This window comes from Bacillus sp. JJ1764 (assembly GCF_036962145.1).
Classification (GTDB): domain Bacteria; phylum Bacillota; class Bacilli; order Bacillales; family Cytobacillaceae; genus Neobacillus.
In genome coordinates, this window is sequence record NZ_JBALNY010000047.1 from 8,955 (window position 1) to 26,784 (window position 17,830).

16 protein-coding genes are annotated in these 17,830 nt (G+C 38.1%); 12 read left to right on the forward strand and 4 right to left on the reverse strand.

The genetic code is table 11. The annotated features are described in order from the left end of the window. The 4 genes from V7083_RS07575 to V7083_RS07590 form a co-directional block, all read left to right on the forward strand. The coding region (locus V7083_RS07575; RefSeq protein ID WP_335476789.1) for a gamma-type small acid-soluble spore protein at positions 1-114 on the forward strand (114 nt) is incomplete at its 5' end. A 155-nt stretch (positions 115-269) separates the two neighbouring features. Beyond that, complete coding sequence (locus V7083_RS07580; RefSeq protein WP_335476773.1) at positions 270-527, forward strand: YgaB family protein; 258 nt, start codon at positions 270-272, stop codon at positions 525-527. Positions 528-702: 175 nt separating this feature from the next. Beyond that, on the forward strand, positions 703-1,233 hold the full coding sequence (gene ntdP / locus V7083_RS07585; RefSeq protein ID WP_335476774.1) for a nucleoside tri-diphosphate phosphatase: 531 nt from the start codon (positions 703-705) through the stop codon (positions 1,231-1,233). Positions 1,234-1,309: 76 nt separating this feature from the next. After that, positions 1,310-3,079: an ABC transporter ATP-binding protein gene (locus tag V7083_RS07590; protein WP_335476775.1), complete on the forward strand. Its 1,770-nt coding sequence runs from the start codon at positions 1,310-1,312 to the stop codon at positions 3,077-3,079. A gap of 103 nt (positions 3,080-3,182) precedes the next feature. On the opposite strand, the gene V7083_RS07595 is transcribed toward V7083_RS07590, so the two are convergent. From V7083_RS07595 to V7083_RS07605, 3 genes are all read right to left on the reverse strand, one after another. Continuing rightward, positions 3,183-4,262 (reverse strand): FUSC family protein, encoded by a 1,080-nt coding sequence (locus tag V7083_RS07595; RefSeq protein ID WP_335476776.1) that lies wholly within the window; start codon positions 4,260-4,262, stop codon positions 3,183-3,185. Between the two features lie 686 nt (positions 4,263-4,948). After that, entirely contained in the window at positions 4,949-9,418 is a 4,470-nt protein-coding gene (locus tag V7083_RS07600) for a glutamate synthase-related protein (protein ID WP_335476777.1), read from the reverse strand. 297 nt (positions 9,419-9,715) lie between these two features. Continuing rightward, positions 9,716-11,011: a glutamate-1-semialdehyde 2,1-aminomutase gene (locus tag V7083_RS07605; RefSeq protein ID WP_335476778.1), complete on the reverse strand. Its 1,296-nt coding sequence runs from the start codon at positions 11,009-11,011 to the stop codon at positions 9,716-9,718. A 159-nt stretch (positions 11,012-11,170) separates the two neighbouring features. Between V7083_RS07605 and V7083_RS07610 the strand changes: the two genes are divergently transcribed. The 7 genes from V7083_RS07610 to perR all read left to right on the forward strand — a co-directional run bounded on the left by V7083_RS07610 (position 11,171) and on the right by perR (position 16,117). Continuing rightward, a complete protein-coding gene (locus V7083_RS07610) occupies positions 11,171-12,187 on the forward strand; it encodes an ABC transporter ATP-binding protein (RefSeq protein ID WP_335476779.1) in 1,017 nt (338 codons plus the stop codon). After that, entirely contained in the window at positions 12,180-12,971 is a 792-nt protein-coding gene (locus V7083_RS07615; RefSeq protein ID WP_335476780.1) for an ABC transporter permease, read from the forward strand. Before V7083_RS07610 ends, V7083_RS07615 begins: the two co-directional genes overlap by 8 nt. Before the next feature lie 5 nt (positions 12,972-12,976). Then, positions 12,977-13,762, forward strand: a complete 786-nt coding sequence (locus tag V7083_RS07620) for an ABC transporter permease (protein ID WP_335476781.1) — start codon at positions 12,977-12,979, stop codon at positions 13,760-13,762. Between the two features lie 237 nt (positions 13,763-13,999). Continuing rightward, entirely contained in the window at positions 14,000-14,263 is a 264-nt protein-coding gene (locus V7083_RS07625) for an ion channel (RefSeq protein ID WP_335476782.1), read from the forward strand. 82 nt (positions 14,264-14,345) lie between these two features. Beyond that, positions 14,346-14,813: a thioredoxin-dependent thiol peroxidase gene (gene bcp, locus V7083_RS07630; RefSeq protein WP_335476783.1), complete on the forward strand. Its 468-nt coding sequence runs from the start codon at positions 14,346-14,348 to the stop codon at positions 14,811-14,813. A gap of 213 nt (positions 14,814-15,026) precedes the next feature. Further along, the gene (locus V7083_RS07635; RefSeq protein WP_335476784.1) at positions 15,027-15,575 is read left to right on the forward strand and encodes a cob(I)yrinic acid a,c-diamide adenosyltransferase; all 549 of its coding nucleotides are present in this window, start codon (positions 15,027-15,029) and stop codon (positions 15,573-15,575) included. Positions 15,576-15,676: 101 nt separating this feature from the next. Next, positions 15,677-16,117: a peroxide-responsive transcriptional repressor PerR gene (perR, locus tag V7083_RS07640; RefSeq protein ID WP_335476785.1), complete on the forward strand. Its 441-nt coding sequence runs from the start codon at positions 15,677-15,679 to the stop codon at positions 16,115-16,117. A gap of 104 nt (positions 16,118-16,221) precedes the next feature. On the opposite strand, the gene V7083_RS07645 is transcribed toward perR, so the two are convergent. Further along, positions 16,222-16,572, reverse strand: coding sequence for a YgzB family protein (locus V7083_RS07645; RefSeq protein WP_335476786.1), 351 nt, complete (start codon positions 16,570-16,572; stop codon positions 16,222-16,224). A 150-nt stretch (positions 16,573-16,722) separates the two neighbouring features. On the opposite strand from V7083_RS07645, the gene V7083_RS07650 reads away from it, so the two are divergent. Beyond that, on the forward strand, positions 16,723-17,598 hold the full coding sequence (locus tag V7083_RS07650) for a nucleotidyltransferase-like protein (RefSeq protein ID WP_335476787.1): 876 nt from the start codon (positions 16,723-16,725) through the stop codon (positions 17,596-17,598). Positions 17,599-17,830 lie beyond the last annotated feature (232 nt).

The window sequence follows — 17,830 nt, forward strand, 5'->3', positions numbered from 1 at the left end:
GCTGCAGGTTCTTTTGGATCTGAATTTGCGAGCGAAACAAATGCACAAGAAGTGAAACAACAAAACCAACAATCTCAAGCTCGTAAAAACCAAGGCTCATTTGGCCAAAGCTAATAAGTACTTACCTAAGAAGGCACTCTACTAACGTCTAGAGTGCCTTCTTTTTATTGAATCGACAAAAATTCTAATCTGTCAACATAAGTTGTCAAAGGGAAAAGAGGATTTCTAGAGAATACATAGTAAGTATCAAATTTAAGGCGGTGAGGGAAATGGATCAGTTTAACAGATTAGTTTCCGAACAAATGGCAACCATGGATAAATTGCTATACCTGCAAGCTGAACTGGAAAGATGTCAGGAAATTGAAGCAGAACTACTGGCTCTGCAAAAAGAAACAGACCTGGAGAGCATCCAAACCGATATACACCTCATGAAAAAGGAATTGAAGGAGATTCAATTGGTATTTGAAAAACAAACCGAAGAGGTTATTAATTCTTATCGGGCTACAAATTTGACCCCAACTTTATAAAAAAATACGCAATTTTTTACAAAGAGCCATGGGAAATATGGCTCTTTTGTTTTAAATTCTGCTCTCAACCGTTATAATAATAGAAAACAGGAATTAACTTTGTTGTCTTTTGTCGTCTTCTAGATGTGAATGATCAGACCAACAAAGCGTTCGGAAATGAAAGTAGGGGAGAAACTTGGGCGTACCCATCGAAGGTGAACCAATACAAATACATAGCTATAAACACAATGGGCACATCCATCGCGTCTGGGAAGAGACAACTGTTTTAAAAGGGTCACAGAACCTGGTCATTGGCGGCAATGATCGAACACTTGTAACAGAATCAGATGGCAGAACATGGATTACAAGAGAACCAGCAATTTGTTATTTTCATTCTCAATACTGGTTTAACGTGATTGGGATGATTCGTGAAGACGGGATCTATTATTATTGCAATATCAGTTCGCCATTTATTTTTGATGGCGAAGCACTAAAATACATTGATTATGATTTAGATATCAAGGTGTACCCAGATATGACCTTTAATTTGCTTGATGAAGATGAGTATGAGCGTCATCGCAGGGAAATGAATTATCCAGATGTCATAGATCAAATTTTAAAAAGAAATGTCGATAAGCTCATTCAATGGATTAGACAGCGAAGCGGTCCATTTGCCCCCGATTTTATTGATATTTGGTATGAACGTTATTTAACATACAGACGTTAAATGGAGTTTGTAAGAGAACGCCTGTTGAGAAATCAACAGGTTTTTATCTGTAGTCCTAATTAAAGGGGGAGCGGGTTTGAATAGTATTATCAGATACCTGCATTTTGTTAAACCATATAAATGGCAAATTATTGCTACCATTTTTATTGGAATCATTAAATTTTCGATTCCTCTCGTTATTCCAATGTTAATTAAATATGTGGTCGATGATATTGTGGGCAATACTCATTTGACCAATGATGTCAAAATTCACAAACTCCTGTTTATATTATCGGTGATGATCATTATTTTTGTCGTGTTAAGGCCCCCTGTTGAATATTACCGCCAATATTTTGCGCAATGGACGTCAAATAAAATTTTATTTGATTTGCGGGATTCGATGTATCAGCATATTCAAAAGCTAAGCTTTAAATATTATACGAATAACCGTGCCGGTGAAATAATTTCACGGGTTATTAACGATGTCGAGCAAACCAAAACCTTCGTTATGACCGGTTTAATGAATATTTGGCTCGATATTGCCACTATTATCATCGCAATCGTTCTTATGTTCTCTATGAGTGCTAAACTAACCATAATATCTGTTTTGATGTTTCCACTTTATGCTTTCTCCATTAAATACTTTTTTGGTCAATTACGAAACTTAACAAGAATGAGATCCCAAGCCCTTGCAGAGGTTCAAAGCTATTTGCACGAACGGGTGCAAGGCATGCCGGTCATCAAGAGTTTTGCCATTGAAGAATTTGAGCAAACCCAGTTTAACCGGCAAAATGCCAATTTTTTAGACAAGGCCTTGAAGCATACAAGCTGGAATGCTAAATCGTATTCGGTCGTAAATACGATCACGGATATTGCCCCGTTAATCGTAATCGGTTATTCTGCCTACCTTGTAATTCAAAACCAACTCTCATTAGGGACGATGGTGGCTTTCTTTGCTTACATTGATAAACTCTATAATCCTTTACGGAGATTGGTAAATTCCTCTACGACGGTAACCCAATCGTTTGCCTCAATGGATCGGGTATTTGAATTTTTAGACGAAAAGTACGATATCGTAGATGAACCGGATGCGTTGCTATGTGAGGAGGTAAAAGGGGATATATCCTTTGAGAACGTTTCTTTCTCCTATCATGACGACGAAGAATATGTGTTAAAAAACATTTGTCTGGATGTTAAGAAAGGCGAGACGATTGCTCTTGTTGGCATGAGCGGCGGAGGGAAATCTACGCTGGTCAGCCTAATTCCACGCTTCTATGATGTTAGTGAAGGTAGGATTACCCTTGATGGTACGGATATTCGCAAATTTAAGGTTCAAACGTTGCGGGATAAAATCGGAGTCGTATTTCAGGATAATATATTATTTAGTGAATCAGTCAAGGATAATATTCTATTGGGGAAACCATTTGCCACTGAAGAAGAGGTTTTTGCTGCAGCAAAAGCAGCAAATGCCCATGACTTTATCGAGCATTTAACTGAAGGATATGACACAAAGGTTGGAGAAAGAGGTGTCAAACTATCCGGTGGGCAGAAGCAGCGGATTGCGATCGCCAGGGTCTTTTTGAAGAACCCGCCAATCTTGATTCTGGATGAGGCCACCTCTGCCCTTGATCTAGAAAGTGAGCACTTAATTCAAGAGTCGCTGAACGAGCTGGCAAAGGATCGAACCACCTTTATCGTTGCCCATCGGTTATCAACGATTACGCATGCAGACAGAATTATTTTAATCGAACATGGAAAAATTGTAGAAATTGGCACACATGACGAGTTAATGAGAAAACAGGGAAATTATTATAAATTATTTCAAGTTCAACAACTCGAAAAAACAGAGGCCGAAGCAGATTCATAGCTGCTCCGGCCTTTTTGCCAATATAAAGTATATACTTTCCTATCAGGCATAATTGCAACTACGCCTCTGTCTTCGCCTAAAGGCTCGTCAATTGGTGAGTTTTCTAATAATCATTGTTCGTATCTTCAATTTGAACCTCATTATCGTGAAAGGCATGAAAGCTGGTAATGAGAATATCAAGATGCTCCACCTGTTCACTATAATCAATAATCGTTGCGACTATTTGCATGGTGTGGTAGAGATGCATGTTCGTATCATCAGTAGATTCCCTCTGATGTGCTAAAAAGAGCTGAAATAGTTGCTTATTATTAGCTTCAACATCATTTTCAGTCTCTGAATCCGGCGTCGGTACTTTCCCGATAAAGCGGAGCATGAGCTGCTCATGACGATAAATCAGGTAATCGAGATGCTCTTGGATGGCTTGTTTAAAATCCTCGGGCAGCTGAAGTAATTCATTTTCAAACCGATGAAGTCTTTTTAATGTATCAAGCCCTTTTTTAGCAGTGACATTCATTTGTCGATAAATCACCAGCTTGCGAGTTTTTTCCAAAAGGTTCTTTTTAAAATAACTTCGCTCTTCCTTATACATGGAAAAAAACTGTTCCATTGCTTTAATGTTGTTTTTTAACTTTTCAATATCTGTTTTAAGTTGTTGATGATCATAGTCATGGCGGGAGCTTAAACGAATCCATCTGATAATTTCTTCTGTGGTTCCGGCAATTTTATTATATAGCTTATTTTCATACTTTGGCGGCATAAACACGAGGTTAACAATGAAAGCCGAAAAAACACCGATCATGATCGTTGAAAAACGAATTCCTGCAAACTGAATAAAGTTACCGCTTGGAGTTTCCATAATGGAAATCAGTGTTACAAGCGAAAGTCCTATTGTATTCTCAAGCTTAAGTTTTAAATTTAACAGAATGACCATAATGGCAGCCATTCCAATGACGATAAAATGATTCCCCAGCAGCAGAACAAAAATAACGGCGAAAACAGCTCCAATAATATTCCCCTGTACCTGTTCAATAATTGTCAGATAGGAACGATAGATGGTTGGCTGAATCGCAAATATTGCAGCAATCGCCGCAAACACCGGAGAAGGTGAATGTAAAATTTGTGCTAAATATAGCGATAAAACAATAGCAATTCCCGTTTTTAAAATGCGGGCACCTAACTTCATTTGTTTTAGATTCCTCTCAAAAATAATAGTCTATTTCTGTAACTTCCCATATAAACAATATTGTACTATACATGGATTAAAACATTTAATCAAGAGAAAGTATATGATTTTCTTTACAATTTGTTGCTAAAAAGAATGGTAGTTATGCGAATTGTTATGGAATTTGATTTGGCGGGTTTGCTTTGGGGGACGATTCATAAAGCCTTTATGTGAATGAAAAAGGTGGACAGGTCGTTATGTGAGGTTCATAAAGATTGTATGGATAAAAAGAAGGGGGTGGAGGTCGTTAAGGGAGGTTCATAACGACTGTTTGAATTAGAAGAGAGGAGTTGCGGTCGTTATACGAGGTTCATTACAACTGTTTGGATGAGATGAAGGGGGAAGCGGTCGTTAAGTGAGGCTCATAACGACTGTTTGGATTAGAAGGAGAGGGAAATGGTTATGAAGTTTAATTGGCGACCACACTTAGGTTTGAAAGTTACTTTTTTAATTTCAGTGTAATAGAATGTTGCTAACGTTGAAAGTCAATAGGCCTTATAGTCGCCCCCAACTAGTAACTTTTTCAAATCAAAAAGGGGCATCCATAAACATATTTTTAAATGCTTTTTCTCAATAAAGAAAAAACCTAACAAATTAACAAAAAAACAGCACCCGCTATCAGTAGCGGATGCCCTTTTAAATAGGTTTTATTCAGTTGATACAGAAGGATCTGCCTGTTCTTTAACAGGTACTATCTGTACAAAGTTTTGTTCTGGCTTAGCTAATAGCTCACGGAGTTGGTTAGCTTCCTCCGCTTGACCGTTTTGCTCCAAGATGTCTGTGTATTTTGCTAAAAGCTCATTTACATCTTGTTTGCCTTTTTCATTTAAAGCAGTAACTGTAACCTTCGCACCTTTTGCGACACGGCGTTGAATGGCTTCTTTGGTTAGACCGATTTCTGGTTGATGGCGAACATAGATTACGCCCCCAGTCATACCGGCACAAATCCATGGACCTGGGTCACCAAGAACAAGGCCACGGCCGTTTGTCATGTATTCGAAGGCAAAGCCTTTAATATTAGCATTAGAGCCAATATTGCCGTTTTCAGTTACAGGGATTGGCTTTTTCACTTGCCCGCCAATAATTAAATCTGCCCCGGAGAGTCGGATTCCGGCACGGGCATCAGCGTTTCCTTGAGCAACAAGAAGACCTTTCTGAGCTCCGTAGCCAAAGCCTTTACCAACAGAACCATTTACAAATTTGCCATTTTTCCCTTTTGACTTAAGCACAAGGATATTTCCACCAAAGGAAGTTTTACCAACCCCGTCTTGACCGCCGCCGTTTACAGTAATTTCAATACCTTCACTGTTATAAGCACCTAACCCGTTACCAGGGATAGAGCCTTCTTTATATTTAAGCTGAACTGGTGGTAGTTGCTTGTAAGAGCCGTCAAGGCGTCCGCGAACACGATGACAGGAAACACGACTTCCTAATACTCGCTGTTCAGATGTGACGCTAACAAATTCCCTTGAAGAATGCAATTGATCAACACTTGCATCCAGGTATTCCGCTCCAGCAGCAACTTGCATTTGAACATCTTCTATTGATTTAGAAGACTCAACTTTAGCAAATTGACTGATTTCAAGCGTTTTTAATAAGTAAGAAAGATTAAGTTGATTCTCACCTTTTACTTGCTCTAATAATTCAGATTGACCTACAGCATCTTGAAGATTACGAATTCCTAACGAGCCGGCAAGCTCCTTTAACTCACTTCCAAATGCAGTGAAGAGATTCATGATTCCTTGAACGGCTAAATCAAATTGGCGTGGTACGAAGCGTCTTAGACCATGTTCTTTTGCCTGTGCCTCTGATTCAATTTGAGTAGCAATTCCCACATGGCAGGTGTCTAAATGACAGCCACGGCAAGTAGTACAACCAATGGAAAGCATGGCCAGTGTACCAAAGCCGACACGGTTTGCACCGAGGAGCATGATTTTTAAGACGTCTTTTGCACTCTTCATTCCGCCGTCTGCCCAAAGTTCCACCTTATGACGCAAACCGCTTTCCAACAATGCGTTGTGGGCTGCTTTTACACCAATTTCAACTGGGAGACCCACGAATTGCAGGGCATGAATTCTGGCTGCACCTGTGCCACCGTCAAATCCACTTAAGGTAATAATATCTGCTCCAGCTTTGGCAACTCCAACTGCAATAGTACCGATATTTGGAACAACCGGAACTTTTACAGCGATTTTGGCCTGATCATTAGCTGTCTTTAATTCTTGGATCATTTGGGCAAGGTCTTCAATTGAATAGATGTCATGGTTATTGGATGGAGAGATTAAATCCGATCCGAGCGTTGCATTACGTGCTGCAGCAACTTTTGCCGTGACCTTTGAACCTGGCAAGTGACCACCTTCACCAGGCTTTGCCCCTTGACCGATTTTAATCTCTAACAGATTAGAAGAGTTTAAGAGCTCTGCATTGACACCGAAGCGTCCTGATGCAATCTGCTGGCCGCGGGTTTTTGGATATTTTCCAAGCATATCCTTGATTTCTCCACCTTCACCGTTCAAACTCACCATATTTAACCGATCAGCACCTTCTGCATATGCTCGGAAGGCAATTTCGTTTTGTGAACCAAATGACATGGATGAAATGACAAACGGTAAATCATGATCACCAACTCGAAGATCTACTTCTGTAGAAGATACCATTTTATCGCTTTTCTTTAAATCGACCAAATGGCGAATGGTTGTTGGGTTCTCGGATTCCTGCTCAGTAATTTTGTCGCGGTAAACGCCGTAGTCACCTGTTGCCGCAACTTCACCAATGGATTTCCAAATCCGAGGGAAGAGATGGAATGTTTTTCCGACTCTTTCTTTTTCATTTTGATAATCTTCTGCTCTTTTAAAAGAATCAAGCTTTAAAGCTTCAAAATTAGATTCAATATCTTTAGATCCGAAGAAGTTGACGATATTCAAAACTTCGGCAACGGATTCGTGCACACCGATACTGGAGAACAAGCGACCGTAGCCACGCAGCTCATGAATTCCAATTGTAGAGATTACTTTTTCTAACCCTTTTGTAAGAGCACTGTATAAGTTAAGCAATGGTGTTGCAGAATCACCAAGGACAGTTAAGAACATATAATATGGACTGATTAAATCAGCACCTAATCCAAACACAGTAATGATATCATGTAAGGATCGAATCGCTGCTGAACGTAAAACCAATGAACAATCTCTTCGTAATTCTGCTTTAACTAAAGCCTGATCAATCGCCGAAGTGACTAAATGCGGATCAATCCAGTATGAATCTTCTTGGTGTGCTTTTGCATCATCTAAGACAAGCAAAGTTTTTCCGGCTTTAACCGCCTCAACAGCTTCACTTGCTAATCTTTCCAGCGCCTGATCAAGATTTTCATTCTTTTGGAATGTAGCAGATATAAACGCTGCCAGTTTTTGTTCATGAAAATGCTGTATAATTTGGTCAAAGCTTGGTTGACCAAGGCTTTCAGAGCATGTATAACCGGCTTTTCCTTCCAATAATAGCGGGGTCGTTAATTCAATAACGGTCTCTGCTTCATTGTTGGCAAATAAATTAGGGCGTTTCCCGATAATGACACGGGTAGAGAAATGCTCAGTTTCACGATCACGGTCGATGGCAGGATTCGTTACAACCGCAACACTTTCCTTAATATAGTCAGCAATGTTTACTCGCTCGGGATTTAAAGCCGCAAGCGGGGCGTCATGACCTAATGAACGAATCGGTTCAATTCCTTTTTCAGCCATTTGTTCAATCAATTGGATATGGTCACGTTCCCAACCAAACGCCTTATATTGCCCATTATGAATTTTTTCTGGATAACTCATCGTGACAGTTTTTCCGAAAACAGGTGGCTGGAGGCGGAATCTTGCTTCACTTAAATTTAATCTAGTTGAAAAACGATTGTAGACTTCGTTTTGGAAGCGGCTAGATTCGTATACATCTAAAACATCTTCATTCCATTTAAAACCTACTTTTTCACCTGGTGCTAGAGGTTTAGGGTCGTTAACATATTCACTTGCGGGAATAATCCCTGGCTCAGAAGAGAAATGAAAGGAACTTTCTGTTTCAAGCATCCAAAGCGGGCGAAGTCCTAATGCGTCAACACTAAACACTGCTTCCTCACCGTAACGTGAAATAATACCAGCAGGTCCTTGGGCGAAATGGCCCCAACCTTCACGTAAATAAGTATATAAGTCCTGTAAATGCTCAGGATAAGCTTTAATTTCATTAATTATAGGAGGGAATAACAAATCCATCGCTTCAAACAGAGAATACCCTTCACGACATATAAGTGTTTCAAGGGTTCTGCTTAAATCTTGTGAATCACTTCCGTCTTTTACAAGTGGTACTCCAATCATTCTTGCTTCATCGCGAAGTTTGGCAATGGTATTAATCTCCCCATTATGTCCGAGAACACTAAAAGGCTGAACGCGGAAAAAGCTTGAAAGTGTATTGGTAGAATAACGGTTATGTCCAAGGGTAATGGTTGATGCAACCAGTGGGTTGGCAAGATCTTGATAATAGCGGGGAAGAATATCTCCGGCACCCATTACTTTGTAGACAACATGATTTTGACTTAGGGACGCAACATGGATATGCTCATTTTTTTCAATATCGATTAGTGCATTAAATAAAGCTTTAGTAAGCTCTGACCCTTTTTCATCGGAAATACAAGCGAATTGCCAAAAAACTGGGTTTTCTTGGATGGCGATTGGGCCTAAAGCAGATGGGTTAGTTACTTGATCGGTTTCAAAAATCAGGTCTAACTCATGTTTTTTCAGCTTCTCTGCAATTTCTAGCTTAGTAGATTCCCAGTTAACCTTTTGACTAATAAAAAGGTGACCAACCGCAAAGCTATCATTATCTACAAGGGAAGGATCGAGATTGACATTAGTAAGTTTTTCTTTCCAGAGTTCAACGGGAATATCTAAGTGAATTCCAACGCCATCTCCTTCACCGTTAATAAAACCTGCACGGTGGTTCATGGTTACTAATGCGTTAATACAATCAAAAATGTTTTTTCTAGTAGGGGTTTTTTTCTTCTCAAGGCAAGCGACTATACCACAAGCATCATGTTCATGTTTGTGGAAATCTTTAAATTGGGAAGGGGTCCATCTTTGAGTCATTTTTGTCGGGCTTCTTCGGAAAACCTCAGTAAGCCGCTTCACCTCCTATGAAACGTAATATTGAAAGAGTGGCATGTTTTCTTGCTTTAACGAGGTATCTAGTTAAAGGGTGAAAAACAAAAATAATAATCTAATAGTATCATAAGAATTTTCAGAAATCAAATAAATATACAAGTTTCTGGATATGAAAATTAAGGTAAAAAATGGGGGTAAAAGCATAACTGTAAACGTTTTCATTATTATTTAAATAATAACGGGAGCACAAAATGCTCCCGTTATTGCATAAAAATTGCATAATTATTCTGATTTTAGTGTCGAAAATGCATTTCTAACTGCATGCAATGTGGCCTCAACATCTTCCGTTGTATGGGCGATCGTGAGAAACCATGCTTCATATTTAGAAGGTGCAAGATTGATTCCTTGATGAAGCATCAATTTGAAAAATTTCGCAAACATTTCTCCATTTGTATTTTCAGCTTGCTCATAGTTTTCAATTTTTTCATTTGTAAAGTACACAGTTAATGCACCTTTTAATCGGTTGATGGTAAGTTGAATATCATACTCTTTTGCCGCGGATAATATTCCTTCTTCCAGCATAGCACCTAAACGATCTAAGTATTCATACACGCCATCTTGTTTTAAGACCTCGAGGCAGGCAATTCCTGCAAGAATGGAGGCGGGGTTACCGGCCATTGTCCCTGCTTGGTATGCTGGTCCAAGTGGAGCAACTGTTTCCATGATTTCTTTACGGCCTCCATAGGCGCCGATAGGCAGACCTCCGCCGATTATTTTTCCCATAGCTGTTAAATCGGGAGTAATTCCTAATAAATTCTGAGCACCGCCATACATAAAACGGAAGGCTGTAATGACTTCATCGTAAATAACTAAAGCCCCGGCAGCGTGAGTTAATTCATTCACCTGCTTCAGAAATCCAGGTTTAGGTTCCACAATTCCAAAATTGCCGACAATCGGCTCTACAAGGACAGCAGCAATTTGATCACCCCATTTTTCTAATGCCTGTTTAAAAGGTCCGATATCATTAAAAGGAACGGTGATAACTTCTTGAGCGATACTTTTTGGAACACCAGCTGAATCGGGTGTGCCAAGGGTTGATGGGCCGGAACCAGCAGCAACAAGGACTAGGTCAGAATGACCGTGGTAGCATCCGGCAAATTTAATGATTTTGTCACGACCGGTATAAGCACGAGCTACCCGAATGGTAGTCATAACAGCTTCGGTGCCGGAGTTTACAAAGCGAACCTTATCTAAGGATGGGATCGCTTCTTTTAACATTTTGGCGAACTTCACCTCGTGAGGTGTTGGAGTTCCGTATAAAACGCCTGTTTCAGCTGCTTTTATAATGGCTTCTGTAATATGAGGATGGGCATGACCTGTAATAATCGGTCCATATGCTGCTAAATAATCGATATATTGATTGCCATCCACATCCCAAAAATAAGCGCCCTGACCACGCTCCATGACAACCGGTGCACCACCGCCTACCGCTTTATAAGAACGGGACGGGCTGTTTACTCCTCCGACAATATGTTCTAACGCTTCATTATGTAGTCGTTCTGAATTAGTAAATTGCATTATTTTTTTCCCCCTTAAACGTAATCCATTTTATTCTACCACTTTTTGCTATCATAAACCTTTTAAACAATTCAAGTCAGGAAAAAATGCAGGACAGTTGTGGTAAAATGATTATTTGGCTAAACTAAACCATTAGGGTAGCTTCGGGAGGGAATATAGATGAAATACGCAATAGAAGTAAACAACTTACGTAAAGAATTTAAAGCCTATTCAAGCCGTACAGGTCTAAAGGGTGCATTTAGGGATTTATTTACACGAAATTACAAAATCATGCCTGCTGTAAATGATATTAGTTTCACTGTTAAGCAAGGTGAAATGGTTGGATATATAGGCGAAAATGGGGCTGGTAAATCAACCACCATTAAAATGCTGACAGGAATTTTAACGCCAACGGCAGGTCAAATTACCGTAAATGGGATGAATCCTCACAAGGAGCGGGAGAGATTTGTACGCACAATAGGAGTGGTGTTTGGTCAACGTTCTCAACTTTGGTGGGATATAGCTGTTCAAGAGTCATTTCGTTTGTTGAAAAAAGTTTACAAGGTAACGGATGAGCAATATGACGATCATATGAATCATGTAATTAGAACATTAGATATTGAACCACTCTTAGATAAGCCAGTTCGAAAGTTATCGCTCGGTCAGAGGATGAGATGTGAGTTGGCTGCAGCATTAATACACAATCCACCATTATTATTTTTGGATGAGCCAACAATTGGTCTTGATGTACTGGTCAAACTAAAAATTCGTGAATTTCTTAAAGAAATCAATGAAAAATATAATACCACCATCCTGCTGACAACACATGATCTAGCTGATATCGAAGCATTATGTGAGCGGGTGATCATGCTTGATGAAGGTAAAGTTATATATGATGGAGCACTAAATGATTTGAAAGAAACCTGGGCAGAAGGCAAAGAACTGAGGTTTCAATTTTTGGAAAACGTCGATCTTACTTCGGTTCGTGCGTTAACCAAGGAGTTTCCGGTGAAATGGGAATTGGATGAAAAGGAGCAAATTTTTATTGCCAATATTGATGAAAGTGATGAGCTCATTTCCCAATTGATTGCTAGAGTAATCGCTTCATATAAAATAAAGGATATAAAAATTAACGAAATTTCTACAGAAGAAATTGTACGAAATATCTATGAAAAGGGTGCGGTAGAGGTTGGATAAATATTTGGAGATGATTCGAATCCGTTTTTTAATGATGCTCGCCTACCGAACAAATTACTATACTGGTATCCTCATTTATAGTATTAATATTGGAGCTTATTATTTTTTGTGGAAGGCGATCTACGGTGCAAAGGAGAATATCCAAGGGCTTTCCGTTACACAAATGACAACCTATATAGCCATTTCCTGGATGGCGCGGGCTTTTTATTTCAATAATCTTGATCGTGAAATGGCCTTGGAAATCATGGAAGGGAAAGTGGCAGTAGAATTAATCCGTCCTTATAATTACTTGGCAATGAAGACAATGCAAGGGTTGGGTGAAGGGATCTTCCGTTTATTTTTATTTTCGACTCCAGGATTGATCATTGTTTATTTTATTTTCCCTATTCATTTCACATGGGATTTAAGTGTATGGGGGTTATTTTCCATTTCCATTCTCCTTAGTTTTTTCATTAATACGGAACTTAATTTGTTAACTGGAATTACGACTTTCTTCTTATATAATAATGCGGGTCTGATTCGGGCAAAACGAGTCGTAATTGATCTGTTTTCAGGCTTGCTATTGCCAATCAGTTTCTTTCCTGTTTGGGCGCAGGACATCATGAAATTCCTACCATTCCAAGGAATTAGCTATGTACCAAGCATGATTTTTACCAATGGTTTTACACATCAGCAGGCAATTGCCGCCATTGGTCAGCAGTTGATTTGGGTGATATTCCTAATTATGCCAATCCAACTTTTATGGTATTTGGCGAAAAAACAGCTGATCATTCAAGGGGGATAACCACATTGTTTTATGTTTCTATGTTTTTTCAATATCTGTCACAATATTTAAAAACGAGAATGCAATACCGTGCCGATTTATTTGTGGAATTTTTCTCCGATCTTATGTCGCAGGGTATTAACTTAATCTTTATTTTAGTAGTATTTGGTCACACAAATTTGCTAGGTGGGTGGACCAGAGATGAAATCATTTTTATTTATGGCTTCTTTTTAATTCCTTTTGCTGTGTTTTCTGCCTTTTTTAATATATGGGATTTTAATGAACGATATATTGTAAAAGGGGAGCTCGATCGAATCTTAACTCGGCCGATTCATAGTCTGTTTCAAATTATTTTGGAGCGGATTGAGTTGGAATCTTTGTTAGGAGCCATTACTGGACTGGTTGTCATGATTTATGCCGGGAGCAGGATTGGTTTAGATGTAGATTGGTATGATCCCATTTTATTTATTATTTTTGTTATAGGCGGTGCCCTTGTTTATGGAGGAGTTTTTGTTTTACTCGCCTGTATAAGCTTTTGGGCAGATGCGAGAACATCAATCATGCCAATGATGTATAATATTAGCAACTACGGCCGCTATCCAATTAATATTTATAACAAGTTAATTCGCTTTGTATTAACTTGGATATTACCATTTGCATTTGTCGGGGTATATCCAGCTGCCTTTTTCCTTGAAAAAAGAGGATGGTATTGGTATTCGTTTTTAACACCTATAATGGGTGTGGTCTTTTTTTCACTTGCCATACTGTTATGGAATCAAGGAGTGAAGAAATACCGTGGGGCAGGAAATTAAGAAGCAGCATGAATCCGGACGCGTGTCGTCCGTTTTTTTATATACTTTAATTGGCCAAGCTAGCATAGAAATAGAATAACTCAACGTTGAATTTGAGGTGACCTTTAGGTGTTCTATTTTTTATTGCCAGTAGTTGTTTTTTGTATTTTTATGAGCATCAGAACTATTTTTATGCCTAATACCATAAAAGGGAAATTAGTGTCATTTGATAATTTTTTTTATTTGGGAATTTGCTATTTGACCGTAATTATTGGATTTGGTTTGCTATATTTGCTGTTTGAATTAATGGGCTATTCCTTATTAAAAGAAGTGAACGATCAACACAAAACCAACATTTTTGAAACAAGCTTTTATTTTAGTGCGATGATGCTTTTCTCCGTAGGAAATGGGGATGTCATACCGCTGGGAATTGGTCGATTAATCGCTATTACAGAAGCATTAATCGGTTACACTTTGCCAGCCGCCTTCGTAGCAAAGTTTATGTTTGATCGTGAAAAATAATCTTATGTGCAGGAAAGTTGTTTTGTTCTGAAACTTTGGTTACCCTATGAATAGGAATATTTTGCAAAGTGGAGTGAATAAAATGACAGTAGAAATAGGAATGCAGGCGCCTGATTTTACCCTTGAGGCCCAAACGGGTGAGCAAATTACTTTATCAGCTTTAAAAGGAAAAAATGTGGTTCTATATTTTTATCCAAAAGATATGACACCTGGGTGTACTACGGAAGCGTGCGATTTTAGGGATCAGCATCAAGCGTTTAGTGATGTGAATGCAGTCATCTTAGGTGTTAGTCCCGACCCGGTCGATCGCCATCAAAAATTTGTAGAGAAATATGGTTTGCCGTTTTTGCTGCTAGCTGATGCCGACCACATGGTAGCCGAGAATTATGGAGTTTGGACTCTTAAGAAAAACTTTGGCAAAGAATATATGGGAATCGAAAGGTCCACATTCATTATTGATCAGAATGGAAAAATAGTGAAGGTATATAGAAAGGTTCAAGTTAAAGGTCATGTAGAAGAAGCATTAAACTTTATTAAAGGAAACCTTTAGGGAGCTTCTTCGCCTATTTTACTGAGTAAAGGCATTTGTCCAATGCAATTCTGGTTTAGATGAATATCATTTTATTAGGGCATACCTCCTCAGATAAATTTTTTGGACCGTTCGCGGTCCCTTTTTTATGACCTGAGTATTCTTACTATCTACTAAGGTGTTATGATGAAATAAAACTTTCTTTACGATCATAAATAATGGGGGGGCTAAAAAATGAAAATATATACAAAAACCGGTGATAAGGGAACCACTTCCTTAATTTATGGACAAAGAGTTGCTAAAAACGATTTGCGGGTTGAAGCATACGGAACTTGTGATGAAACTAATTCCATGATCGGCTTAGCACTTAGTTATTTAAATAAGGAAAATTTTCAAGGGAAAGAAATAATTGAAGAGTTATATCATAAAATACAAACAAATCTTTTTCATGTCGGTGCAGAACTGGCCACACCTAAAGGTAAGGAAGTGAAGTGGTCACTTGCGTCAGAAGGTATAGAGGAAATGGAAAAATATATTGATGAATGGGATGCAGCACTAGAACCATTAAAGAATTTTATCCTCCCGGGAGGTCATCCTGCAGGAGCAGCGTTTCATGTAGCACGAACTATCACTCGCAGGGCCGAACGTTGTGCGGTAGCATTGGGAGATGAGATTAATCCAATAGTGTTAGTATATTTGAATCGGCTTTCTGATTTATTGTTTGTAACGGCAAGATATGTAAATGCCAAGTTGGGATTCGCGGAAAAGACATTACACAGCTAATATAGGTGTAAGTGGTATTACAATATTGACAAAAGTACAAATTACCTAGTAAACTAATTATAACAATTATAATTTAATAATTCTTTTTAGAAAAGAGGTGCATGGCGATGAATCAATTAAAAGAAGCGTTGGATACTTTGAAGGAAACGGGAGTTCGTATTACTCCTCAACGTCATGCGATACTTGAATATTTAATAAACTCAATGTCACATCCTACTGCAGACGAAATTTATAAAGCATTAGAAGGAAAGTTCCCGAATATGAGTGTGGCAACAGTTTACAATAATTTACGAGTATTTCGTGAAGTTGGACTCGTTAAAGAGCTTACTTATGGAGATGCATCAAGTCGATTTGATTTCTTCACCTCCCATCATTATCATGTGATTTGTGAAGAATGTGGTAAAATTGTTGATTTCCATTACCCAGGTTTGGATGAAGTTGAACAACTGGCGACACACGTTACTGGTTTTAAAGTCGCAAACCATCGCATGGAAATCTATGGTACATGCCCGGACTGTGAAAACAAAGAACAGGTTCATTAATGATAAAGGCTGAGTTCAGGAAGAAATCAGCCCTTTGGTTGTATGAAAAAGATGGCAATTGCTTCTGGTACTTACAAGAAGCTTAGCCATCTTTTTTTATTTTTTTATTTTTTTATTTTTTTATTATAAGATTCATCGAACAATTTACCTTCAAGATTCGGATCTAGAGTTAACGGTTCATTACAATACATACACATGTCCACTTTTCCAAGCATTTTAGTTGTTTTTCCACAACCTGGACATTTTACTTGTACTGTTCGCGTCGATAACATTCCAATCCAAAAATAAACTACAGTACTCGCTATAATAAAAAGTAGACCTAAAATCATAAAAATGGTCATAATAAGCGGAGAAGTCCGGAAGTAAATTCCTCCATACATCACAATAAAACCGACGAAAATAAGTGTTAGTGCAAAAGTTCTAATTTTATTTATTTTACTTGAATATTTCACCATGAAACTCCCTCCTAGAGCAACTATACCATAATTTTACGTAATTGAGAAAAAAGAGGAATGGAAGAATGTCGAATTTTGTCTCAAAATATAGAAGGAGATTTATCATTACTGTCGAACTTTATTGCTATCGAGAAAATTGGAGGGAAGAGAATGGAAGACATTCTTCGGCCTATATATCAAGAGAGGGCAAGTCAATTAAATACATTAGGTATTTTATTGGTTGAAAAAAAACAAAACACAGATCAAACTACAGATTCTTTTGATGTTGTATTATTTGTGATTGTAAAGGAAGCAGACCAGCCGGTATTTATAAAACACTATTCATATGATAATAAAAAAGCAGCCATGCATATTGTTACAGAAGCCCAATTGCAGGAATGGATTTTATTTGGTTCTAACCGAAAAATTTTTGAGTGGCTTCACCAAGCAAAAATAATTTTTGACCGGAATGAATATATTGCTCATTTGAAAACAGAATTAAGAGAGTTTCCATTTAACGGTCGGAAAATTAAAATGGGACTCGAATTTGCAAAACTAATTCGCAGATATACAGACGGAAAAGCATTATTTGAACAAAAGCAATATTTGGATGCTTATAATCACGTGGTTCATTCTCTCCATCATCTGGCAAGGCTTGCGGTGATCGACAATGGTCTTCATCCGGAATTGACAGTTTGGCAGCAGGTTAAACTTATTGAACCAGAAATTTATAAATTGTACGAAGAATTAGTGAACAGTGAGGAAACTTTAGAGAAAAGATTAGAACTTTTATTCCTTGCCAGTGAATTTATGATCTATTCAAGAACGAAAATTGGTTCCGCACATTTATTAGAAATCCTTCAAGACAAGGAATATTGGCAGTTCAATGAGATTATGTCGGAAACAGAACTTACTTTATATTCTGTTGATATGCCCATACTTTTAGAGTATTTAATTGAAAAACATTTAATTGAAGTAGTGAATGTAGAGACAAAGGGACAGGGTATCTTTCATAGATGTTATCGGGTTTATAAAAGAATATCTTAAAAAACTATTGACCTTTTTATTAATCCTTGTTATATTTATAACCGTCGCTGCGAAACAAAGCATTAAATGTTCGTAAGTGACGGTTTAAAAAAGGTGTTGACAGAGAAAATACCTTATGTTATATTAATAAAGTCGCTTTTGAGAAGCGGTAACAATTGATCTTTGAAAACTAAACAAACAAGAACGTCAACAAACAATAATATTCATTTCTAACGAAATGAAGCCAACGTTT